The sequence below is a fragment of the Enterococcus malodoratus genome (assembly GCF_027659535.1).
Lineage (GTDB): Bacteria > Bacillota > Bacilli > Lactobacillales > Enterococcaceae > Enterococcus_A > Enterococcus_A malodoratus.
Genome location: NZ_JAQDPG010000016.1, coordinates 24962 through 47053 on the forward strand (window position 1 = coordinate 24962; position 22092 = coordinate 47053).

Annotated in this window: 29 protein-coding genes, 1 tRNA gene, 1 pseudogene and 1 other annotated feature; of the genes and pseudogenes, 19 read left to right on the plus strand and 12 right to left on the minus strand. The window is 38.2% G+C overall.

Translation table 11 applies throughout. From position 1 onward, the window contains the following. The 3 genes and pseudogenes from PGP85_RS19835 to PGP85_RS19845 all read left to right on the plus strand — a co-directional run. Nucleotides 1-346: pseudogene (locus PGP85_RS19835) on the plus strand (hypothetical protein); the annotation flags it as partial. 324 nt (nucleotides 347-670) lie between these two features. Beyond that, a tRNA-Met gene (locus PGP85_RS19840) sits at nucleotides 671-742 on the plus strand. Nucleotides 743-870: 128 nt separating this feature from the next. Beyond that, nucleotides 871-1041 carry a hypothetical protein gene (locus PGP85_RS19845; protein ID WP_176281303.1) on the plus strand — a complete coding sequence of 57 codons (171 nt, stop codon included), beginning with the start codon at nucleotides 871-873 and terminating at the stop codon, nucleotides 1039-1041. Here PGP85_RS19845 and PGP85_RS19850 read toward each other — a convergent pair. The 4 genes from PGP85_RS19850 to PGP85_RS19865 all read right to left on the minus strand — a co-directional run bounded on the left by PGP85_RS19850 (nucleotide 1013) and on the right by PGP85_RS19865 (nucleotide 3678). Then, complete coding sequence (locus PGP85_RS19850) at nucleotides 1013-1846, minus strand: hypothetical protein (protein WP_270329004.1); 834 nt, start codon at nucleotides 1844-1846, stop codon at nucleotides 1013-1015. The two genes, PGP85_RS19845 and PGP85_RS19850, sit on opposite strands and share 29 nt — an antisense overlap. A 386-nt stretch (nucleotides 1847-2232) precedes the next feature. Continuing rightward, entirely contained in the window at nucleotides 2233-2487 is a 255-nt protein-coding gene (locus PGP85_RS19855) for a hypothetical protein (RefSeq protein WP_270329005.1), read from the minus strand. A gap of 180 nt (nucleotides 2488-2667) precedes the next feature. Next, a complete protein-coding gene (locus tag PGP85_RS19860) occupies nucleotides 2668-3063 on the minus strand; it encodes a hypothetical protein (protein WP_010781662.1) in 396 nt (131 codons plus the stop codon). Nucleotides 3064-3171: 108 nt separating this feature from the next. Beyond that, on the minus strand, nucleotides 3172-3678 hold the full coding sequence (locus PGP85_RS19865; RefSeq protein WP_270329006.1) for a hypothetical protein: 507 nt from the start codon (nucleotides 3676-3678) through the stop codon (nucleotides 3172-3174). 297 nt (nucleotides 3679-3975) lie between these two features. On the opposite strand from PGP85_RS19865, the gene PGP85_RS19870 reads away from it, so the two are divergent. Next, nucleotides 3976-4479: a QueT transporter family protein gene (locus tag PGP85_RS19870; RefSeq protein ID WP_408639910.1), complete on the plus strand. Its 504-nt coding sequence runs from the start codon at nucleotides 3976-3978 to the stop codon at nucleotides 4477-4479. A gap of 47 nt (nucleotides 4480-4526) precedes the next feature. On the opposite strand, the gene cbpA is transcribed toward PGP85_RS19870, so the two are convergent. Continuing rightward, the gene (gene cbpA / locus PGP85_RS19875) at nucleotides 4527-5168 is read right to left on the minus strand and encodes a cyclic di-AMP binding protein CbpA (protein ID WP_010739831.1); all 642 of its coding nucleotides are present in this window, start codon (nucleotides 5166-5168) and stop codon (nucleotides 4527-4529) included. Between the two features lie 306 nt (nucleotides 5169-5474). Here cbpA and rpmG point away from each other — a divergent pair, with 306 nt between their 5' ends. The 8 genes from rpmG (at nucleotide 5475) to PGP85_RS19915 (ending at nucleotide 11451) form a co-directional block, all read left to right on the plus strand. Beyond that, nucleotides 5475-5627, plus strand: coding sequence for a 50S ribosomal protein L33 (rpmG, locus tag PGP85_RS19880; RefSeq protein WP_010739830.1), 153 nt, complete (start codon nucleotides 5475-5477; stop codon nucleotides 5625-5627). A 31-nt stretch (nucleotides 5628-5658) separates the two neighbouring features. Next, complete coding sequence (gene secE, locus PGP85_RS19885) at nucleotides 5659-5829, plus strand: preprotein translocase subunit SecE (RefSeq protein WP_010739829.1); 171 nt, start codon at nucleotides 5659-5661, stop codon at nucleotides 5827-5829. Between the two features lie 96 nt (nucleotides 5830-5925). After that, on the plus strand, nucleotides 5926-6468 hold the full coding sequence (nusG, locus tag PGP85_RS19890; RefSeq protein ID WP_034708653.1) for a transcription termination/antitermination protein NusG: 543 nt from the start codon (nucleotides 5926-5928) through the stop codon (nucleotides 6466-6468). Nucleotides 6469-6651: 183 nt separating this feature from the next. Continuing rightward, a complete protein-coding gene (locus PGP85_RS19895; protein WP_270329009.1) occupies nucleotides 6652-7515 on the plus strand; it encodes an alpha/beta hydrolase in 864 nt (287 codons plus the stop codon). 113 nt (nucleotides 7516-7628) lie between these two features. Continuing rightward, nucleotides 7629-8735, plus strand: a complete 1107-nt coding sequence (locus tag PGP85_RS19900) for a lactate oxidase (RefSeq protein WP_270329010.1) — start codon at nucleotides 7629-7631, stop codon at nucleotides 8733-8735. Between the two features lie 137 nt (nucleotides 8736-8872). Then, nucleotides 8873-9622 carry a metal ABC transporter ATP-binding protein gene (locus tag PGP85_RS19905; RefSeq protein WP_270329012.1) on the plus strand — a complete coding sequence of 250 codons (750 nt, stop codon included), beginning with the start codon at nucleotides 8873-8875 and terminating at the stop codon, nucleotides 9620-9622. Further along, nucleotides 9612-10472 (plus strand): metal ABC transporter permease, encoded by an 861-nt coding sequence (locus PGP85_RS19910; protein WP_010739824.1) that lies wholly within the window; start codon nucleotides 9612-9614, stop codon nucleotides 10470-10472. The genes PGP85_RS19905 and PGP85_RS19910 overlap by 11 nt, the downstream gene beginning before the upstream one ends. Nucleotides 10473-10521: 49 nt before the next feature. Continuing rightward, on the plus strand, nucleotides 10522-11451 hold the full coding sequence (locus PGP85_RS19915; protein ID WP_010739823.1) for a metal ABC transporter substrate-binding protein: 930 nt from the start codon (nucleotides 10522-10524) through the stop codon (nucleotides 11449-11451). 41 nt (nucleotides 11452-11492) lie between these two features. On the opposite strand, the gene sdaAA is transcribed toward PGP85_RS19915, so the two are convergent. Then, complete coding sequence (gene sdaAA / locus PGP85_RS19920) at nucleotides 11493-12377, minus strand: L-serine ammonia-lyase, iron-sulfur-dependent, subunit alpha (RefSeq protein ID WP_270329013.1); 885 nt, start codon at nucleotides 12375-12377, stop codon at nucleotides 11493-11495. A 103-nt stretch (nucleotides 12378-12480) separates the two neighbouring features. Beyond that, complete coding sequence (gene sdaAB, locus PGP85_RS19925; protein ID WP_010739821.1) at nucleotides 12481-13155, minus strand: L-serine ammonia-lyase, iron-sulfur-dependent subunit beta; 675 nt, start codon at nucleotides 13153-13155, stop codon at nucleotides 12481-12483. A gap of 424 nt (nucleotides 13156-13579) precedes the next feature. Here sdaAB and rplK point away from each other — a divergent pair, with 424 nt between their 5' ends. The 4 genes from rplK to rplL all read left to right on the plus strand — a co-directional run bounded on the left by rplK (nucleotide 13580) and on the right by rplL (nucleotide 15943). Next, a complete protein-coding gene (gene rplK / locus PGP85_RS19930; protein ID WP_010739820.1) occupies nucleotides 13580-14002 on the plus strand; it encodes a 50S ribosomal protein L11 in 423 nt (140 codons plus the stop codon). A gap of 104 nt (nucleotides 14003-14106) precedes the next feature. Beyond that, nucleotides 14107-14796 carry a 50S ribosomal protein L1 gene (gene rplA / locus PGP85_RS19935; RefSeq protein WP_010739819.1) on the plus strand — a complete coding sequence of 230 codons (690 nt, stop codon included), beginning with the start codon at nucleotides 14107-14109 and terminating at the stop codon, nucleotides 14794-14796. A gap of 54 nt (nucleotides 14797-14850) precedes the next feature. After that, nucleotides 14851-14977 (plus strand) — a sequence feature (ribosomal protein L10 leader region). Nucleotides 14978-15019: 42 nt separating this feature from the next. Then, nucleotides 15020-15520 carry a 50S ribosomal protein L10 gene (gene rplJ / locus PGP85_RS19940; RefSeq protein ID WP_010739818.1) on the plus strand — a complete coding sequence of 167 codons (501 nt, stop codon included), beginning with the start codon at nucleotides 15020-15022 and terminating at the stop codon, nucleotides 15518-15520. Nucleotides 15521-15574: 54 nt separating this feature from the next. Beyond that, nucleotides 15575-15943: a 50S ribosomal protein L7/L12 gene (rplL, locus tag PGP85_RS19945; RefSeq protein WP_010739817.1), complete on the plus strand. Its 369-nt coding sequence runs from the start codon at nucleotides 15575-15577 to the stop codon at nucleotides 15941-15943. Nucleotides 15944-16054: 111 nt separating this feature from the next. Here rplL and PGP85_RS19950 read toward each other — a convergent pair whose 3' ends face one another. Further along, entirely contained in the window at nucleotides 16055-16678 is a 624-nt protein-coding gene (locus PGP85_RS19950; RefSeq protein ID WP_251867417.1) for a hypothetical protein, read from the minus strand. Nucleotides 16679-16869: 191 nt separating this feature from the next. On the opposite strand from PGP85_RS19950, the gene PGP85_RS19955 reads away from it, so the two are divergent. After that, nucleotides 16870-17271, plus strand: coding sequence for an organic hydroperoxide resistance protein (locus PGP85_RS19955; protein WP_010739815.1), 402 nt, complete (start codon nucleotides 16870-16872; stop codon nucleotides 17269-17271). A gap of 233 nt (nucleotides 17272-17504) precedes the next feature. Then, complete coding sequence (locus tag PGP85_RS19960) at nucleotides 17505-18158, plus strand: MIP/aquaporin family protein (protein ID WP_408639909.1); 654 nt, start codon at nucleotides 17505-17507, stop codon at nucleotides 18156-18158. A gap of 93 nt (nucleotides 18159-18251) precedes the next feature. Here PGP85_RS19960 and PGP85_RS19965 read toward each other — a convergent pair whose 3' ends face one another. From PGP85_RS19965 to PGP85_RS19975, 3 genes are all read right to left on the minus strand, one after another. After that, nucleotides 18252-18680 carry a DUF6442 family protein gene (locus PGP85_RS19965; RefSeq protein WP_178982790.1) on the minus strand — a complete coding sequence of 143 codons (429 nt, stop codon included), beginning with the start codon at nucleotides 18678-18680 and terminating at the stop codon, nucleotides 18252-18254. Further along, nucleotides 18677-18880: a helix-turn-helix transcriptional regulator gene (locus PGP85_RS19970; protein WP_010739811.1), complete on the minus strand. Its 204-nt coding sequence runs from the start codon at nucleotides 18878-18880 to the stop codon at nucleotides 18677-18679. The genes PGP85_RS19965 and PGP85_RS19970 overlap by 4 nt, the downstream gene beginning before the upstream one ends. Nucleotides 18881-19029: 149 nt before the next feature. After that, complete coding sequence (locus tag PGP85_RS19975) at nucleotides 19030-20364, minus strand: amino acid permease (protein ID WP_010739810.1); 1335 nt, start codon at nucleotides 20362-20364, stop codon at nucleotides 19030-19032. 457 nt (nucleotides 20365-20821) lie between these two features. On the opposite strand from PGP85_RS19975, the gene PGP85_RS19980 reads away from it, so the two are divergent. Next, the gene (locus PGP85_RS19980; protein WP_010739809.1) at nucleotides 20822-21064 is read left to right on the plus strand and encodes a GlsB/YeaQ/YmgE family stress response membrane protein; all 243 of its coding nucleotides are present in this window, start codon (nucleotides 20822-20824) and stop codon (nucleotides 21062-21064) included. 37 nt (nucleotides 21065-21101) lie between these two features. Here the strand turns inward: PGP85_RS19980 and PGP85_RS19985 are convergent, their stop codons facing one another. Beyond that, nucleotides 21102-22043 (minus strand): 2-dehydropantoate 2-reductase, encoded by a 942-nt coding sequence (locus PGP85_RS19985; RefSeq protein WP_270329015.1) that lies wholly within the window; start codon nucleotides 22041-22043, stop codon nucleotides 21102-21104. Between the last annotated feature and the right edge of the window lie 49 nt (nucleotides 22044-22092).

The window sequence follows — 22092 nt, forward strand, 5'->3', positions numbered from 1 at the left end:
AGTCAACCGGTTGAAGCAAGAACTAAAATCATATTATCCAGGTTACATGCAGCAAAACATTGCGATCGTTGATGGAGACAAACCTATAATCAAGATCGAGGCACGGAATTTGAATGATGAGCAAAGCAAGAAGATGGAAGGCCACATGCGCAACTTCTTGAAAGACATCTTACTAGATGGTCAAACATACGCAGAAGCGAATTCTTACGGAACGTACGATGTTCGCATCAAAGGGGAAGGCTTCAATGATCATGACGCGCCTATTGTATTGAAGGAGATTCAAGAGATGGGCAAAGCGAAGGATGTTGGGATTAATCCAACGCATATGAAAGGATTTAAGTATTAGAATGCGCTTGCAAGATATTAACAAAAGAGCTATTATGATTGTGTAAGTTTTGCCAGAACTTACTTCTTTTTCATAACTCAGTTTCATCTTGATCGGCAACCAGTCGTGTGCGGGCTGGTTGTTTTTTTTGTGGAACTTAGAAACATGAGTGTATCATTTGCAAAGAAATCGTTTTCTAGGTAACATCTACTCTATTGGGAAGTCACTCGCCCATAAAAAAAGGGAACGTCAGATACAGTTACTTGGGGAAGTGGACTGTGGGGAAGATCTGACGTTCTATATCTTTATTGTAACACGTTTAAAAAATAATAATACTCATTTAAAGTACCCTTAGTTCAATTGGTAGAATACTCCGGTTCATACCGGAAGATGCGGGTTCGAGGCCTGCGGGGTACGTAGAAAATATATTCTCTTTTAGAGAAGGTACGCTAAATATTAAAATTTGATACAGATGAGCTCATGATTCCTCACGAAATACGTGCTATAATTGGATTACTAAATAACCATCCAATTGAGGTGATTTTATGGAAGATTTTACAGTAAAAGAGTTTATTGAAATGCTACAAAAATTAGATGAAAATAAAGAAATTGTTTTTTGGAGCTCTGGACATAGTATTCAAGTACACCCTGCAAAACTTGAAGAAATTGATATTGAGTATGACAAAATTAGAGATCGGTATGATCTTTGTGTATAAAAAAAGTATCCTTCGTGTACTTTCTATTTTGTTTTAGAGCGTCGTTAAAGTTGGGAATGTCACTTTCAGCCACTTCATTGTTCCAATGTGTGTTTAAGGGAATACCCGTTATCATATTATATATTCCATATTTTGGATGACCTAACCCGTAGATTGATCGATACTCTTCTTCTGAACTCGTAACACTTTGTGCCCATTGGTTCTGTTTCTGCGCCTCAAAGCGGGCTATTCGTGGCATAGGAAAAACTGCCCTTTCTGACTTGATGACATAGGTTAAATAAGTAAGGGAAATGAACTTATATATCCTTTCCCCTATTTTAAAAACTTCAGATGATGTTGGAATTTTTCCAGCGTGAAAGATACCATTCCGTAGAGTGACATCGTTTGTAGATAGATACTTAGCGCCGCTTTTAGGTACAATCTCATTAAAGTAGGAGTAATAAGCTAAGTTAAAAGCCCCGATGATTCTCTCAGAATAGGCGAGAGAATGTGCGAATTTAACTGATTCTTCTATGGATTTATTTAATTCAAAATAGGAATGTACCGCTACGAATTCTTCTCTAAAAGACTCTAACGCCGAGTAAAAGCAAGTAAACGCTTCAAAGTAATAACTGTCATTGAAAGCAGACAAACCGTTTTCAAATAGTAAAGCGAACTTCGGGATTGACAGGTACATTTCTAATTTGTGCCCGTTTGTACATTTCATATCGAGTGTGACTGAATCAAATGCATCTCCAGATAAAAGTGAAATTTTATTTTCGCGCGAACATCGAGGGCAAAATGGCGTAGATAAATGTATTGACATTAATAGTTTCTCCTTTCTAAATCAAAACTATTATAGCAAAAAAAGACCCTAGCGAGAGCTAAGGTCTTTTTTCTATTGCACATGTAAGCGTTACACTGTATAATAATATAAATCCAAGAAAATCTTTATTTTCTGCAAGGAGCATTCGAGTAATCGGGTGCTCTTTTTTATTTCAGACATCATTTTATTTGCTAATGTAACCGCTTTATATTATTATAGAATTACTAAGTATCCTCATACCTCAACTAACAGGAGGGGCAGGCACCCTGGCGAAAGGTGCCTGTTTTTTATTGCACTGAAACCTAAAAGTGATAAACTATTAAGTAGAGAGTAGTCCACTCTCACTTTCTTTTGCCCACTCTTTACCCTTACTAGAGAGTGGGTTTTTATATTCTCATCATTTCAAACTCCAACATAATCTTCGTCTTGCCGATAACCGCATACTTCTTCACCACAAACTGTTTCCTGCTATTGTACTCCCCAACAACAGCGATCCGCATTCCATCCTCTACATCTGCAAGAAAATTTAACGAGTGACCAGCAATCAAACAGCTAGTATCATCAAGCTTAAAATAGACGAGGGGACGTTCTGAATACTTTAAAATTTTTATGTTACTCGCAATACCATTCATGCTTATCATTTAAACCACTCCCATATTTTAGTATGTAGTAATCAAAATTATGAAGACCATTGGCTTTTCTACAATAAAAAGCGAAGCATTTATCTCCAACTTCATTTATTCGATTTGGCCCAAAATCCCACAATAAGACTTGGAGACGATCGAATGTTATCAATCCTAGATGATAAGAGAAGATAGGATTCATTTCAGTTCACTCCATTTTTTCCAGTTGTAAACCTCAACATTTCTAATTTCATCGTAATGTACTTTTTGATCACCTATGTAAATTCCTAACTCATCGTAACCTCGAATCATTCCTATAACATCATCATAATACTGTGCATTTTCATTGAGGGCTTCTAACTGAACAGAGACAGGTTTGCTTTTTAGTCTAGCTTCGTTTAAGACCTTTTCAATTTCTTCACTTTGCATTAACGGTTTTTGATTATTGACCTTAGACCGCTCGGTTACATCCTTATTGATTGCTGCTGTTTGGTCGGAGAGATAAAATCCGATCCATTTAAGCATATTCCGGTCCTCGTAAACTTTTTTAGCTTCTAAAAACAGTTTGATAGCTGACTCGTCATCGTAGATCATAGCGTTCACCTCTTTGGGATATTATACGAACATATGTTCTGAAATGTAAAGCGAACAGTTTCTTAAGAATGAAAAAGCGGTCTCCATGAGGAAACCGCTTCGAGCGTACTAATTATTTTCTAATTGCCACCAAGACTCAGCACGTTGTTCTACGTTTTTCAACCGCAACGCTTTTGCATCATTTGAATTTATAAACTCTGGCGTCCAATCTGATTTGATTGCATAACCTTTGTCTCCGTCGGTCATATCGGCTTTAACGCTAATTCCGATATTAGAGAAGTTCTTCATGCTCTTTTTGTTCAGTGCTTTGACCGCCATAATTACTTGATTTTTTGCGCTATTCATTCCGTTATCTTTGGCATCAAGAGTAATCTGGACAGTGTAGTTTCCTTTCTCAGTGTAAGTGCCGTTGACCTCAAGTATTTTCAAAGATTTATTTTGATTTTTAAGATATTTTTCAATTGATTTATTTGAGTTTAGAGCAGATTTCTTTTTATTTGTAGCATAAGCAACAGTAGAAGATGGATCATCAAAACTTGAATGCGTCTCTAATCCGATACCTCCCAGCATTAATCCAGTCATTAATACCACGCCTAACTTAGTAATCTTTTTCAAATTAGCCCCTTCTTTCGTTAAAATATAAATTCATCTTAACACTAAAAGGAATAAATTAAATACACAATACATAAAACGGCACGATGATAAGTTACTTCTAAATCTCTAGTGTTCTAACTTTGCCACAAAGTTGCCACAAAAAAATATAAACAAGTGAGATTTAAAGGAAACTATTTTTAAAAGAAAATATCAAAAACATTGATATGAAGCGATTATCATTTTAAGTAAACTATGTTAAAATACGTCTTGCGGTTCATCAACCATCCCGCTTTAAAAAAACTCGGAGAAAGAAGGAAAATTATGAATATGGTAGAAAGAAAGCGAGTCAACGTTGTGGTGACCAATGGGATCATCATGGCCCTCTATTTGGCTCTGACGATTCTAGTTTCGCCGGTAGCTTCAGGGGCGATCCAATTTCGAATCTCAGAAAGTTTGAATCATTTAGTCGTTTTTAACCGAAAATACCTATGGGGAATCTTCGGCGGAGTCGTCGTGTATAATGCGATTTTCGGCATGGGCTGGCTCGATGTGGTCTTTGGCGGAGGACAGACGTTGTTGGCTTTAGCCTTAACAGCCGTTTTGCAAAACGTCATTAAAAGTACGAAAATCCGCTTGGTGTTGAATGTCGTATTCTTTAGTGCAAGTATGTTTCTAATTGCGCTGATGCTGAATCTGACGGCACAATTGCCTTTCTGGCCGACATATGGCTGGACAGCATTGAGTGAAGCGATCATTATGACGATCTCGGCACCGATTATGTATTATTTGAATCAACGTCTAAATTTCGCGAAGCAAATATAAAAAATGGCGATCCTAGAAAGATAGGATCGCCATTTTTATTTGAGTATTTAGTCTTGCATAGTTAACGATTCAACTTCTTGAATCTCAAAATGTTTTCGTTCGAGATGATCAATGATTTGGTTCAATTTATTTTCATCCACGCCAGCAGGTAACGTGAATAAAGTACGGCGACCTTTAAAATCTTGCCCAACGTCCAAGGTGATGCAGCTTGCAACAGATGTAAATTTAGAAATGATCTTTGCCATCGTCGCTAGGTCGCCGCGTTTGCCATTAGAAACAACGGTCAAAACGTAGCTTCCAGTTTGGATATTCCAAGATTGTGACAGCATATTTAATAAAGTGCTGTGGGTCAAGATACCATAAAAATGATGATCCTCATCTAAAACAGTAATATATGGCAATTCTTTAATCGTAAAAAAGATTTTAAAAAAAGAAGTATCTAATGAGATAAATTTTGTTGCATTTTTCAGCAAATGTGTGACTGGCAGATCCATGTCACCACCGTTTGCTTTGTGCCGGTATATATGCATCTTGTAAATATTGCCTCGGAAAATTTGATCGCTTTCATCCAAGATCGGAACACAACGAAAACCAGTGCCTTCTAAAATATCTAACGCCTCTTGTAACGTTGTCGATTCGTTGATTGTGGTCAAATTCTCTTTGGGATAAACGAGACTTTTTAATAACATCCAATAACCCTCCAATAAAGCTATTCATTCTTTCATCATATTATCATATTCTCCTTGATAAAGAAATTTATTTTAGAAACAATTCAGATCAATTATTCCAGTCGTAAAGAAAGAATGATAGTTTCCATCGAAGATTGACAGGTAAAAGGATAGATGATAATGTTAGCATGTGACTTTGTGGGGCTGTCGTTTGAATCCAGTCAAAGAGACAGGTTCAAAGATAAAGTCAGATAGTACACGCATTGAAAATCAGATTTCTTTTATTGAAAGAGGATCATCATTAATAAGAATTAGGAGAATATCGCTATGGCAACAAAAAAAGCGGCTCTAGCCTGCACAGTGTGCGGTTCAAGAAACTACACGAAATCAGTGAGTGAAGGCAAACGCGGAGAGCGTTTAGAGATTAATAAGTTTTGCAAACATTGCAATCAATACACGATACATAAAGAAACAAAATAACTATTTTCATACAAATTAGGAGGACAATCAATTGAATTTTATACGCAGTGTAAGAGAAGAAATGAAGCTTGTTTCATGGCCGTCAAAAAAACGTTTGCGCCATGATTCACTAGTCGTTATCGAAACGGCGATTATTTTTGCTTTGATGTTTTTCATCATGGATACAGCGATCCAGGCATTGATTAATTTGATCATTCGTTAGTAGCCAATTCAAAAAAAGCATGTTATACTATTTGAGAGAAAAAACCTTGGTAATGCTGAGGTTTTTTTATTTTAGAACGAGGAGCCGATGGCAAAAATGGAATCTTTTGAAAAACAATGGTATGTGCTGCATACTTATTCCGGCTATGAAAACAAAGTAAAAGCAAACTTAGAATCACGTGCACAAAGTATGCGGATGGAGGACTATATTTTCCGTGTAGTTGTCCCTGAAGAAACAGAGACAGAAGTTAAAGGCGGTAAAGAAAAAGAAATCGTCCATAAAACGTTCCCTGGTTATGTGCTAGTGGAAATGGTCATGACTGATGATTCTTGGTATGTTGTTCGAAATACACCAGGTGTGACAGGCTTTGTCGGTTCGCATGGTGCCGGAAGCAAACCTGCGCCATTGATGCCAGAGGAAATTAATCATATCTTGCGTTCAATAGGTATGAGTGCTCGTCAACACGATTTAGAAGTAGAGGTTGGCGAAACAGTAAAAATTATCGAAGGTGCTTTTGCTGGTCTTGAAGGTGTGATCACTGAGATTGATGAAGAACGTGAGAAAATCAAAGCGAATATCGATATGTTCGGTCGTGAAACAAGTACCGAATTGGACTTCGATCAAATCGACAAAATTTAACTTACAAAGCTGAGACGATTCTTGTCTCAGCTTTTTTTAGTTTGGCTGCTGACCGTAACGATCTAACAAATGATAGTTAGCCAAATTTTATGTTCTTATAGTTGAGTTCAACAATCTTTGTGTCTATAGTAATAGAATCAAATCAAATTATGCAGCAGAAAACTAGAAATGAGAGTGATGAAGATGAAAAAAATAGTTCTTAGCATTATTGCTTTAGTGGCTATTTTCGCATTAGTTGGTTGTGGAGCTGAAAAAACAAAGCAAATGAGCCAAACGACAAAATCGGAAGCGGCTGCTCCCGTTAAAGCAAAGGATGATTCAATAAAAACGAATGTACCGACGGTCTTTATTCATGGATATGGCGGAACGATCAATTCTTTTGGAGGAATGATCCAGCGTTTATCAAATGAAGGGAAAACGAAAAAGGAAATGGTGATCACTGTTCAAGCGGATGGTACGTTGAACGTGGATGGTCAATTGAGTAAGAAAAAAAATAATCCTAGTATCCAGGTGCTGTTCGCGGCGAACAAGGACAATGAATGGAACCAAACAGAATGGATTTATACTGTCTTAAAATATTTAAAAAAACAAGGCGTAGATCAAGTGAATTTGGTTGGTCACTCGATGGGGGGCGTCAGTTCGTTGCGTTACTTAACGACCTGCGGGCAACCAAATGACACACCAACTATAAAAAAATTTATTTCAATCGGCGCGCCATTCAATGACTTTACTGAATCGGCCGAATCAATTGAGGATGTTTTGACCAACGGTCCGGACACTAAGGCCAGCAGATATACAGATTATAGTAATGGCATTTCTAATGTACCAAGCGATTTGCCGATTTTATTAATTGCAGGGAAATTAGATAAGAATAACGCATCCGACGGAACAGTTCCCCTAAACAGTGCATTAGCGACTTACTCATTATTAAAGGCCCATGGAAATCCAATTGAGTACCAAATATTTACTGGTTCAAACGCTCAACACAGCCAATTACATGAGAACCTCGGAGTCGATAAGACAGTGGCGAACTTTTTGTGGAAGTAGATTGGAGACGATAGGAAAAACGGCTTCAATCTAAGTTAGGAGACAATATTCTTGCTTACTTTTTGTAAGAGTATTAAGATAACTCATGTATTCAACAGAAAGAGGGAGTTATCATGACTTATCAAACAAGCAACGAAGAACATCCAATTGAAATCGTAAATATCGCTTCATTGGAAGGCCGTGTAAAAGAACGTATGGATAAAGGCGCGTTTGGTTATATTCGCGGAGGTTCTGAAGACGAATGGACAATGAAGGAAAATACTTCTTCATTTAATAATAAAACGATCACACCTCGTGTATTACGTGGCATTGATCATGCAGATCTTAACACAAAACTCTGGGATATTGATTTAGCAACGCCGATCATCCAAGCACCATCGGCAGCTCAAGGGTTGGCTCATGAAAAAGGGGAAGCGGACACTGCTAAAGGTGTAGCAGATGCTGGTTCGATTTTCTCAATCAGTACTTATGCCAATACAACGATTGAGGACGCTGCTGCAGTTGCACCAAACGCACCGCAATTTTTCCAATTATATATGAGTAAAGATGATGGATTTAACGAGTTCATTTTAGAAAAAGCAGTGAAAGCTGGAGCAAAGGCAATTATCCTAACTGCTGATTCTACACTTGGTGGTTATCGTGAAGAAGATATTATCAATAACTTCCAATTTCCACTACCAATGCCAAACTTAGCGGCCTATAGCGCGAAAAGTGCGAGCGGCAATGGTGAGGGAAAAGGAATCGCAGAAATTTATGCGGCAGCCAAACAAGGGTTAGTACCTGAAGATATTAAGAAAATCAAGGACTTAACCAATCTTCCAGTCCTTGTAAAAGGGATTCAATCACCTGAAGACGCCGAAGTTGCGATTGCGGCCGGAGCAGACGGTATCTGGATTTCAAATCATGGTGGTCGCCAGCTAGATGGTGGTCCGGCATCATTTGATGTCTTACCGTTAATTGCCGGTGTCGTAAATAAACGTGTCCCTATCATGTTTGACAGTGGTATTCGTCGCGGTGAACATGTCTTTAAAGCTTTAGCCAGTGGAGCAGACTTAGTTGCGATTGGACGTCCAGTAATTTATGGTCTGAATCTTGGCGGAGCCGAAGGAGTAAAATCTGTCTTCGATCATTTGAACAAGGAACTTGCTATCACTATGCAGCTTGCCGGAACAAAAACGATTGACGAAGTTAAGAACACTAGATTAAACGATGTGAAATAATCAAAAAATAAAAACTTCACCAAGAGGAGAAATTCTCATGGTGAAGTTTTTTTCGCATTTTTCTTGCGTCCGCTTTCTTTTTAGTTTATGATTAATTTGTAAATTAGGTAAGCCTAAAATAGAAAAGAGGGGTAACTGTGGAAACAATCCGTGTAGAAAATCTATCCGTTGCTTATCGTGGTAAAGTGGCGTTGCAGCAGATTGATTTAGAATTATCAGCCGGGAAATTGACTGGTATTGTCGGACCCAATGGCGCTGGGAAATCCACTTTAATGAAAGGGATTCTGCAATTAATAAAAACGCAGTCAGGCAAGATTTTTTATGGCGAACAGCCATTGAATGATCATAGAAAGAAGATTGCTTATGTCGAGCAGCGACAAGATATTGATTTGAGTTTTCCAATCGATGTCTTTGGAGTTGTCCTATTTGGAACTTATCCGCATTTAAAAATGTTTCAGCGACCTGGCAAAAAAGAGAAATCCTTCGCTACAGTTTGTTTAGAGAAGGTTGGTTTATCTGATTTTGCGGATCGCCAAATTAGCGAACTATCTGGCGGCCAGCTTCAACGAGTCTTTATCGCACGTGCATTGGCACAGCAGGCGGAATGGATTTTATTGGATGAACCGTTTGCCGGCATTGATGCAACCAGCGAAAAAATTATTATTGAGCTGTTGAAGGAATTACGGGATGAAGGAAAATCAATCGTGATCGTTCACCATGATCTTCATAAAGTCACTGATTATTTTGATGAAGTGATCTTATTGAATAAAGGATTGATCGCTTCAGGTCCAGTCGCTCAAACATATACGACGAAAAACATGGAAAAAACGTATGGTAGTGAAATTACACAAATGCTAAGAATGGGAGGTGCAGGTTTTGCTACATGATTTCTTTCAAGGATTAATCAATTATCAATTTCTGCAAAATGCTTTGATCACTTCGATTATGGTCGGAATATCTGCGGGAGTGATCGGTTCTTTTATCATTTTGCGGGGAATGTCACTGATGGGAGACGCTATTTCTCACGCGGTCTTACCCGGAGTAGCAATCTCATACATGTTGGGCAGCAGCTATATTATAGGGGCGACCTTTTTTGGAATTTTTTCAGCAGCGCTGATCGGATTTGTCGGCAAACATAGTCGGCTGAAAAATGATACGGCGATTGGGATCGTGTTCAGTTCCTTCTTTGCACTAGGGATTATTTTGATCTCTTTCGCTCAAAGTGCTACTGACCTTTATCATATCCTTTTTGGAAATGTCCTGGCTGTTCGGGATTCAGACATGTATTTGACGGCGATCGTAATGATCATTGTATTATTAGCAGTTGTTCTTTTTTATAAGCAGTTGAAATTGACTTCTTTCGCGCCGACGATGGCTCAGTCGTATGGTTGGAATATTGGTTTGATCAATTACGGCTTGATGTTCTTATTGACGTTAGTTGCAGTAACCTCGTTACAAACAGTGGGAACGATCCTTGTGATTGCTATGTTGATTACGCCAGCGGCTACTGCTTATCAACTGACAAATCGTCTATCAGTGATGGTAGGTCTCTCTACACTGTTTGGTGTATTGAGTGCAATCATCGGATTATATTTTAGCTATAGCTACAATCTGCCTTCTGGGGCAACGATCGTAATGACAGCGGCAGTATTTTTCATCGCTGCCTTTCTGTTTTCACCCTCTAAAGGTTTAATTCAACAATTAAGAAAGGATGCTAGTTCTGCTTTATCCAGTTGAAAAATAAGATAAAGGACAACCCGCTATTACTATAAAAAGGAGCAGAGATATGAAGCACAAAAAAATAATTTTTGCAGGAATCATGGGATTGTTATTGCTTGCAGGCTGCGGTACGAAAGGCAACGGAAATAGTGCAGCGAATGATTCAAAAGAATTAACAGTGGTTGCTACAAACTCGATCATCGCAGATATGGTCAAGGAGGTTGGCAAAGAAGAGGTAAGCGTTCATAGTATCGTACCAGTCGGAACCGATCCTCATGAGTATGAACCATTACCTGAAGATATCAAAAAGGCCAGTGAAGCAGATGTAGTTTTTTATAATGGTTTAAATCTAGAAACTGGCAATGGCTGGTTCGACAAATTGATGGAGACAGCTAAGAAAAAAGAGAATGAGGATTATTTCGCGGTGAGCAAAGAGGTTGCTCCTATTCATTTAACAGGTAACAGCAAGCAAGAAGATCCGCATGCGTGGCTGGATATTTCTAATGGCATCTCATACGTGAAGCAAATTCAAACTGTTTTAAGTGAAAAAGATCCAGACAATCAAGCGAGCTTTAAGAAAAATGCTGAGGCATATATCAAAAAACTTGAGGCATTAAACACTTCTGCAAAAGAAGCATTTGCAGATATTCCTAGTGAAAAGAAATTGTTAGTGACTAGTGAGGGAGCCTTTAAATATTTTTCTAAAGCCTATGATCTAACAGCAGCGTACATTTGGGAAATCAACACAGAAAGCCAAGGTACACCGGATCAAATGAAACAAATCGTAGAAAAAATTAGAGTGTCTAAAGTACCGTCATTGTTTGTTGAGACGAGTGTTGATAAACGCAGCATGGAGCGTTTATCAAAAGAAGTCGATTTACCGATTTATAGTGAGTTGTATACAGACTCATTGGCTAAGAAAGGTGAGCCGGGTGACAGTTATTACAAAATGATGAAATGGAATCTGGATAAGATTCATGAAGGTTTGATGAAGTAATAAAAAGCAGCTGATTTTTATCAGCTGCTTTTTTATCTGGATTAAACTGTGGCTTTTTCAGGTTCGCCAAATACTTGTCGCTGCAAATTCAAACCGGTTGGAGTAGTTGCGACACCGCCTTCAGCGGTTTCTTTGAAAATTTGCGGCATTGCCCGGCCAACCTTGTACATAGCTTCAACAACTTCATCTGGTGGGATAACACTGCGGATACCAGCCAGTGCCATGTCCGCTGAAATAAACGCTTGGGAAGCACCCATTGCATTACGTTTCACACAAGGGACTTCAACTAAACCCGCTACGGGGTCACAGATTAAACCCATCACATTTTTTAGTGTAATAGCTAATGCATTTGATGCCATTTCAGGAGTTCCGCCGTTTGCAGTAACTAATGCAGCAGCTGACATAGCGCTGGCAGAACCAACTTCAGCTTGGCAACCACCTTCAGCGCCAGAGATTGATGCATTGTTTGCCATCACTAATCCGAAAGCGCCAGCAGTAAATAGAAAGTCGATTTGCTCATCATGACTTAACTCTAGCTTTTCTCGCGCAGCCATTAGGACTCCTGGCAATACACCTGCGCTGCCCGCGGTAGGTGTCGCACAAACCAAACCCATTTTGGCATTAACTTCATTGACAGCAATCCCGTTACGAACAGCTTTTAAAATCGTATCACCACTCATGAATTTGCCGCTTTCAATGTAGTCGTTCATGCGTTTCGCATCACCACCGGTAATTTTTGTTACGGAAGTGACGCCTTGAATACCTTCTTCGATGGAGCTTTCCATTATTTCTAAATTGCGTTCCATTAACGCAATAATTTCTTCACGAGTACGATCAGTTAATTCCATTTCAGTAGCGATCATTAATTCGCCGACAGATGAATAATCCTGTGCTTGTTCAACAAGCTCTTGGATCGAATAAAACATGACAACTCCTCCTAATTCGTATTGATAGTAGAACTTCCTCTGAAAAGTTATGCTGAATCTCATTCTGATACTCGTGCATTGAGACACAAGTCAGGATGGATAATTATTTAAAATAGGTCACACTCAAGACATCATCTTCTTGTTTGATTTCTTGTCTCAAACCTTCTGGATCATCCGGGGTATCATCGATTTCTAAAAGGACGATTCCGTTTTCGCCTTTTGTTTTTCTGGTCATGGTTACTTTACCAATGTTCAACCCATGTTTCATAAAGATAGTAGAAACACGAGAAAGCAGTCCCGGTACATCTTTATTAATAATGATATACGTTGGATTACCCATACCAAGTGAAATGCTATATCCATTCATCTCCGTGATTTGAATGTTCCCGCCGCCAATCGAGACACCGGTGATTGACATTTCTAAGTCACCTTTGATCATACGCAGGGTGACAGTGTTCGGATGATCAGCAATCTCTTTCTTCGGTACAAACAGAACTTCCATTCCTTGTTCGTGAGCGATTTTCAATGAATCGGATAAACGAGGATCATCTGGTTCCATCCCTAAGATACCGCCAACCAAAGCGATATCTGTTCCATGTCCGCGATAGGTTTTGGCAAAAGATTCATACAGATCAAATTCTACTGAATCCGGACGTTCACCAAAAATCATGCGGCAAACTTTTCCGATTCGCGCAGCGCCAGCAGTATGTGAACTGCTTGGTCCTACCATAACTGGACCAATGATGTCAAAAACACTTCGATATTTTAATACTTCCATTATTTTAAACCTCCCTAATTTATCCGATGAAAATCCTCATCAAGTCGACCATAGTGTAACATATACGCTTTCTGAAAATAGGAAGATTAATAATTTATTTTGTTATTCTCATAGTAGTTAAAGAGATTGTGAAGTATTTTATTATTGTCAGAAAAGTTTGGTAAAATAGCTAGGTCTTGCCAACACTATGTTAGGTGCAACAAAAGGAAATGCCGCATCTCGATATAAACAAAAAAATTTGAGTTGTCCTTAACAGAAGGCTTACAGATTTAAACAATTAAAACATCGAACGGAGGGAAATCTATCTTGCATTTAAACAAATAATCTGCTAAGATATCAAAGTGTGTCTTTATGCACACTGTTTAAGTGGGAGGAGAAATATGTATCTCCATTAACCACATCACGGACCAAGGAGGTATGTCTCGTGGCAAAGAAAGTAGAAAAATTAGTTAAACTGCAAATTCCTGCAGGGAAAGCAACACCAGCTCCCCCAGTAGGTCCTGCACTAGGTCAAGCCGGCATCAACATCATGGGATTCACTAAAGAATTCAATGCTCGTACAGCTGATCAAGCAGGTTTAATCATCCCAGTTGTGATTTCTGTATATGAAGACCGTTCATTTACATTCATCACAAAAACACCACCAGCTGCTGTATTATTGAAAAAAGCTGCTAAAATTGAAAAAGGTTCAGGCGAACCAAACAAAAACAAAGTTGCAAAAGTTACTAGCGATCAAGTAAAAGAAATCGCTGAGTTGAAAATGCAAGACCTAAACGCAGCTAACGTTGAGTCAGCAATGCGCATGGTTGAAGGAACTGCACGAAGCATGGGTATCACTGTCGAATAATTTTCGATGAACCCAAGAAAGTAGCTTCTCAGTTGGCTCCCTATCTAAAGATACGGAACACGTGGGAGGTTCTACCGTTATAACCACATCAAGGAGGAAACAAAATGGCTAAAAAGAGCAAAAAAATGCAAGATGCATTGAAAAAAATTGATGCTACTAAAGCTTACCCAGTTGGAGAAGCAGTAGCGTTAGCAAAAGAAATTAACTTCGCGAAATTTGACGCAACTGTTGAAGTTGCTTACAAATTGAATGTTGACCCTAAAAAAGCAGACCAACAAATCCGTGGGGCAGTTGTGCTTCCAAACGGAACTGGTAAAACTCAAACTGTTTTAGTATTCGCTAAAGGCGAAAAAGCAAAAGAAGCTGAAGCTGCTGGCGCTGATTTCGTAGGCGATGACGACATGGTTGCAAAAATCCAAGGTGGATGGTTCGACTTTGACGTTGTTGTAGCGACACCTGATATGATGGCTACAGTTGGTAAATTGGGTCGTGTACTTGGACCAAAAGGTTTAATGCCTAACCCTAAAACTGGTACTGTAACTATGGATGTTACGAAAGCTGTTGAAGAAGTTAAAGCTGGTAAAGTAACTTACCGTGTTGATAAAGCTGGTAACGTTCATGTGCCAATCGGTAAAGTATCATTCGATGATGCTAAATTGGTTGAAAACTTTAACACAATCAACGAAACTTTAGTAAAAGCAAAACCTGCAACTGCTAAAGGTCAATACATCAAGAACATTTCATTAACAACAACATTTGGACCTGGTATCCATGTTGAACAAACAGCTATCTAATTTATTTTAGAAAAGCACTTGACTCGACTAGCTTATCTATGGTAAGTTAGTCGAGGTTAATTATTAACTGTACCGAAGACAGTAGGTGACGAAAGTCTTAATTTCCTACCGAGGACGTTTATTGAGAACATTCAATAGTCCCTCTATGTCTACGGTGGCATAGAGTTTTTTTGTGTCTGACACAAGAAACTCTCCCCATCAAAATCAGGAGGTGAAACATATAATGAGTGAAGTAATAATCGCAAAAAAAGCAGCTATCGTTGATGAAGTCACTGAAAAATTCAACGCAGCAACTTCAGCTGTGATCGTCGACTACCGTGGTTTAACTGTAGATCAAGTGACTGAATTACGTAAACAATTACGCGACGCTAACGTTGAAATGAAAGTTATTAAAAATTCTATCCTAACTCGTGCTGCTGAAAAAGCTGGCTTGGAAGGATTAGAAGAAGTATTCTCAGGACCTACTGCTGTTGCATTTAGTAATGAGGACGTAGTTGCCCCAGCTAAAATTATCGATGAATTCGCTAAAACAGCTGACAAACTAGAAATCAAAGGCGGTATCATTGAAGGAAAAGTAGCTTCTATCGAAGAAATTACAGCTCTTGCAAAACTACCGAACCGCGATGGACTTCTTTCTATGCTATTATCTGTCCTTCAAGCGCCAGTCCGCAACGTGGCTTACGCTGTGAAAGCAGTCGCAGAAAAAGAAGAAGAAGTAGCTTAATCGCTGCATAAATATTAAAACTAAAAAAACTTACTTAAACGGAGGAAATTTAAAATGGCATTGAACATTGAAAATATTGTCGAAGAACTTAAAGGCGCGACAATCTTAGAATTAAACGATTTAGTAAAAGCTATCGAAGACGAATTTGGCGTAACTGCTGCTGCTCCTGTGGCTGCTGCTGGTGCTGCTGCAGGTCCTGCTGCAGAAGAACAAACTGAATTTACAGTTGAATTAACAGCTGTAGGCGACCAAAAAGTTAAAGTTATCAAAGCAGTTCGTGAAGCAACTGGCCTAGGCTTGAAAGAAGCTAAAGCTGTAGTTGATGGCGCTCCTGCACCAATCAAAGAAGATGTATCTAAAGACGACGCTGAAGCATTAAAAGCTGCTTTAGAAGAAGTTGGCGCATCTGTAACAGTAAAATAATCACTTTTGATTATTCAAAGAGAGATCTGATTTCAGATCTCTCTTTTTTTTGGTTTAAAACAAAAAAGCCGAGCAAAATTATTTTGCTCGGCTAAAAGTATACGAGTTAATTTATTGCAGAACCTCGATCATTATATCCGTTTCATCCTCTTGGACATTTCCAGCATAGTTCGGTGTCGCTAAAGAGAGACCGCCATGCTTGTTATGAAATAGATAAAGCGCACCGGAGTTATTATTCGTGTTCACTGGCCCAGAGAGCTGATCACCAATCGAAATCATTGTGCTGACTTTTACTGTTCGAACTTCATTCGTGTTTGCTGAGAATATACGAACCGTTTTGACTGGCATGTTTTGCATAGTTAAATTATAAACGGCTTCATTATTTGTATTTGCATTAAAGGTGATTTGGTTTGTATTCGTATTGATATTAATTGAATCAGGAACATTCATTCCATTAAAATAAAACGTTGCATATCCGCCGAATTCACTGGCCGATACAGAGTCAATCTCTGGTTGTTCAATAGAAGTGGCAGTATCAGAAGAAGCAGTGGAGAATTCTGATTGGTTGCTTGAACGATCAGACGAGGATAGTGCCGATGTCTGAGTATTAGTTGAGGAATCTGTGCTGTGAGATAGTGAACTTTCTGTTGTTTCAGTAGAATTTTGGGATGGAGCACGATTACATCCAACTAAGAAAAAGGATGCTATTAGACAAGCTAAGAGTATTTTTTTCAAGAAAAGCCCTCCCTTCGTCATTTATTATAGCAAAAAACGATTTCGTTGTAATCGTTTGCACAAACTTTATGCGATTTCTCAAAAAAATGAATTTATTTGATTGAAGACTATTTTTTGTGAGCAATATCTTTGTAACCTCCAATGATTACGCGTAGACTATTAATCAAGAAGAAGAAAAGGAATGATGAATTTTGAAAAAGATGTATGAAACAGCGATGATTAATCATGGCGGACGTACTGGAGAAGTTCAAGCACCAAACGGCAGCATGAAGATGAAAATTGAGCCACCTTCTATCCATGCGGAGGGAACGAATCCTGAACAGCTATTTGCTGCAGGTTATGCCTCTTGCTTTAACGGAGCCGTTCATCATATGTTAAAAGAACATAATATCGAATCAGATGCAGAGGTTAAGGCTCGGGTTTCTTTATATCAGTTAGAAGATGGCGGATATCAAATCGGAGTGATCTTAGAGACCTCATTACCAGGCGTGGAAAAAGAAGAAGCAGAAAAGATCGTTGAAGAAGCACATGAATTTTGTCCGTATTCCAAAGCAACGCGTGGTAATATTGATGTAGAAGTTGAATTGGTCTAGTAAGTAAATCTCTCGATATTTCGAGAGATTTTTCTTTTCATTCTTTTTTACAAAATTATGAAAATGAATGAAAGAGAAAAATGCTTTTCAAATAACAGTCGTTACAATAAAAATTATTTTTGTCAAATAGCGAAAAAGAGAGAAAAATAAGAGTCATTGCTTATCACTTTACAAAAAACGTGGAATTAAATAAACTGAAAATTCAATTATTATGTAAAGGGAGTGTAATGAAAATGAAAAAATATTTAGCAGAGTTTCTAGGAACCTTTATGTTGGTTTTTCTGGGAACTGGTACAGTAGTCGTCGCTAAAGGTGGCACGCTAACGATTGGTTTGGCCTTTGGTTTAGCGATCACGATCATGGCTTATGCGGTAGGCGGTATTTCTGGTGGTAACTTTAATCCTGGTGTATCTATCGCAATGATGATCAACAAACGTTTAGAAGTGAAAGATGGTATTTTTTATATTATCGCACAAGCATTAGGTTCTATTGTGGCTTCAGCAATTTTATATGTTTATGTTCATGCATTGGAATTACCTAATGACGGCTTCGGTCAAACTGATTTTCCTAATATCACTGCAGCTCAAGCTTTTGGTGTGGAAACATTGATCACCTTTTTATTCGTATTCGTCATCTTAATGGTAACGAGTGAAAAATATGGCAATGCGCAAATGGCTCCAGTAGCTATCGGTATTACATTAGCCTTCTTAATTATCGTAGCTTTAAACTTAACTGGCGGTTCATTAAATGCAGCTAGAAGCTTAGGGCCAGCGATTTTTGCTGGTGGGAGTGCTTTATCTCATTATTGGGTATATTTGTTAGCTCCGACATTAGGTGCAGTCATTGCAGCTTTTGTTGCCAAATTTATGGGTAGCGAAGAAAAATAGTTTCTTGCTCCGCATTTTAAGCGAAGAAAGATACAGGGTAGAATAAAAGAGCAGAACATTGCGTTTCTGCTCTTTTACTATATCAAGAATGAGTTAAAATGATTTTTCAATTTTCGTACGATGATAGATAGAATACCCAACGACAAAAAGATAGGCTATCACCATGGGGATTATAACAGTGAAAGAAATGCCCATTAATGCGAATGTTAATAGAAGTGCGGAATATACATATAGCATCATATCGAAGCCTTTTGCCTTAGCCATATTTCCAATCATAATATTTCGTTCATCCTTTGTATCGATTTCGATTTGTTTGGCTAATTTTGGATCGCTTTCAATCGCTTTTTTACTTATATACTCCCCAAAGCCGTAACCGAATAATCCGCATCCCAAACCAATACAAAGGTAAGGCAGAGTTTTCATGATATTTTGTGGATCGGAAATTGCTTTTATTAAATAAAAACCAACAAGTATTAATACTACTCCGGATAGGGCAATAAGCAGGTTTTTTGTCTTTTTCATGGTTCATCCTCCTCGTAAATAAAAATTTCTTCGATCGACATATCAAAATACTTGGCAATTTTAAATGCTAATAAAATAGATGGGTTATAGCGATCATTTTCTAAAGAGCCAATCGTCTGTCGCGACACCTCTAATACAGCGGCCAAATCTTCCTGTTTAATACCTTTTTCTTTTCTTATTTCTTCTAAACGATTTTTCATTGGAAACCTCCTTACGGAAAGCTTGCTTTACATTTAAGTATAAAGCAAAAAAAAGATAATGTAAAGCGTACTTTCCATGTATGGAGATAAATCAGAAGTAAAACAAAAAACTGCCTTATCAACCCGTTTGGGATTGATAAGGCAGTTTTTTAAACTTGCTCAGAGATCACGTCTGTTTGTTTTTTGCGATAACTGAAGAAAATAATTAAATAGATACATGCGGTAAAGATTGTTACGCCGATTGGATTATTTATAAGGATACCGATGAAAATTAGTCCTAGAACTAATATCACTAAACCGCTAAACAGGCGCTCGCTGTTTGTTCCTTTTTTTAGGGCTAAAACAAAAGCCGCTACACTGATCAACAACCAGGTTAGCAAGACAGAATAGGATAGAGAACCGACTAAGTAATTAAACAATTTATTTCCTAGGAAGTAGGACAAGATTACCCCAAGATAAAGTGTGCCAGTACAGAATAAGACGGCTCGCTGCGGAACTTGATGTTTATTTAGTACGGCCAATTTAGACGTAAAACCAGGATTATCCTTTACCCGGAAGTACAGTGTTCTGGATGAAGCATAGACACCAGAATTGATTGAAGAAAACAATGCCAACACAATGACAAAATTTACAATATCAGTAGCAAAGGGAATATGCATTTTCTGAAAGACCATCACGAATGGACTGACGGAAGTCGCTGCCAAAGTATCCCAGCGATAAATGATTAAAAGCAGAATCATTGGCACGATATAAAATGAAATGATTCTTCCCATAACTCCTTTAATAGCTTTAGGGATGGCTGTTTTAGGATCTTCAGTTTCACTAACAGTAATAGCAATTAATTCTGAACCGCCATAAGAATAGATTACAACTAAAAGAGAATTAACTAGGCCTTTCAGCCCATGTGGGGTAAATCCACCATGACTATTCATACGAGAAATGGTATCAAGAAAACCGATATTAAATATTTCCCGTCCTACAAGATACGTACCGAAGGCGATCAAGATAATAATTACAGCAATCTTGATAAATGCTAGCCAATACTCAGTTTCGGCAAATAAGCGTACCGAATATAAATTTATCGCGGTGGTCATTATGGCTAAAAGCAAAACAAAAATCCAAGAGGGCACATGGGGAAACCATAATTGCATAAAGCTGGCAGCAGCCACAGCTTCTGCGATTATGTTGACCATCCATAACGACCAGTATAGCCAATCAATAAAATCTGCGGTGCGTTCGCCCAAAAAAGGTTTAATGATGCCAGATAGACCTTGAACGTTGTCGCTGTTTAATACTAAACGGCCTAAACCATTCATCACAATAAAGAGGACTAAACCGCCAAGTAAGAAAGCGAGAATAACAGAAGGACCTGCAATTCCGATTGCTTCACCGCTTCCTTTGAATAATCCTGCGCCGATCGCACCTCCAAGTGCCAACATCATGATGTGGCGAGAGGTCATTTGTTTTTGTAGTTTATTTTCCATAGGGCTGCCTCGTTTCTAAAATAGAGAGAATAGTTTGTAGATTTGAAATATTCTGATAATTATCTGACTATAATACCAAAATATTCTGACAATTCCATTTTAGTGAAAAGTTTTTCATTTATTTTTCATGGGATGTCTATAAATCTTTAGTTTTTGTTATTATATATTTACTATTCACCGCTTTTTGGTTGAAATCAATTGTAGAAAATATTCGTTAAATTATTTGACTGAATATATCCTTTTTTCGAGTAAAAGGATGTTCTTTTACTTCAAAAATTTCCTGGCTAAAGAAATTTTTGAAGTACTTCGCAAAAGGAGGATAAATCCCTTTATATCAGTCCTATTGAATAATAAATGGTTAATCAGATACCCGTTTCCGAGCAGAGTGTTAGGAAAATTTCCAGCTTATTTGTAACATAATAATGTAATTATTTTATATAGAAAGAGGGAGAGAAGAATGAGTTGGTTATGGACATTAATCATTGGTGCACTTATTGGTGTGATTGCAGGAGCAATTACTAAAAAAGGCGGTTCAATGGGTTGGATTGCAAACATTGTCGCTGGTTTAGTCGGTTCTGCGATTGGTCAAGCGTTACTTGGCTCATGGGGCCCTAGCTTAGCAGGTATGGCACTGGTTCCTTCTATTATTGGTGCTATCATTGTTGTTGCAGTAGTTTCATTCTTTATCGGAAGAAAATAAACCGATAATATAAATAAAAAAGCGCCTAGGCGCTTTTTTATTTTGCTTTCAGAAGTTCTTCTTTTCCATGAATCAGTTGCGTTAAAAAGGCACAATAGGGCGTATTGATCTGATAGTTCTTTCCTTTTTGCCAGACAGCACCATTAATATAGTCAATTTCAGTTTTACGATGGTTTCGAATCAAGTCCTGATACATTGATGGAAAGTGTAGTCCTTGTGTATTTACATCATAGGTAGCTTCGATAGCTTGGATTACTTGTGACTGATTAAGTTCAATCCCCTCTGCTTCAGCAACTGCAGCAAATTCCCCCACGATGGACTCAATCAAATTTCTGGCAATGTTCAGTGAACCAAAATCGGCAATATTACAATCTAAAATTGTACATAAACCATTAAGCGTGCCATTGATGCAGGCCTTTTTCCAGATTGAATAGCGGACATTGCTGCTATAGATGGGATTTAGACCAGCTTGTTGGAAAACATCCAATACTTCTAATGTGAAGGCCTTTCCTTGTGGCGCCAAATTTTCCATTTCAATACTACCAGTTCCTATAAGTTTCGCGTGACCGGGCCCAGCAAGTCCAGCCGTCCAAGTGGTTGTACCGAAGATAATATTTTCTTTTGGCACAAATTTCGCTAACGTTTCCTCATGGCCTAAGCCGTTTAGTAGACAGAATACGAATATTTTTTCACCAATAATCGGTTGAATATCTTGAAACATTGCCTCAAGCTGCATTGATTTTGTTAGTGCAACGATTAAGTCAACATTTGCATGTCCATCAACGATTTCTTCTGGGGAATAGATTGGAAGGCGAGCAGTCACTTTATGGTCTTCAAACTCTCCGATCAATCCATTTTCCCGAATCGCCTTTATATGATCTGGCCAACGGTCTATTAAAACAACCTCATTGCCAGCTTGGTGAAGCATCAAACCGATACGGCTTCCCATGGCACCGGCTCCAGCAATTGCAATTTTCATAGCTATAATTCTCCTTTCAAGTTCCATAAACAGTATACATAAAATGACT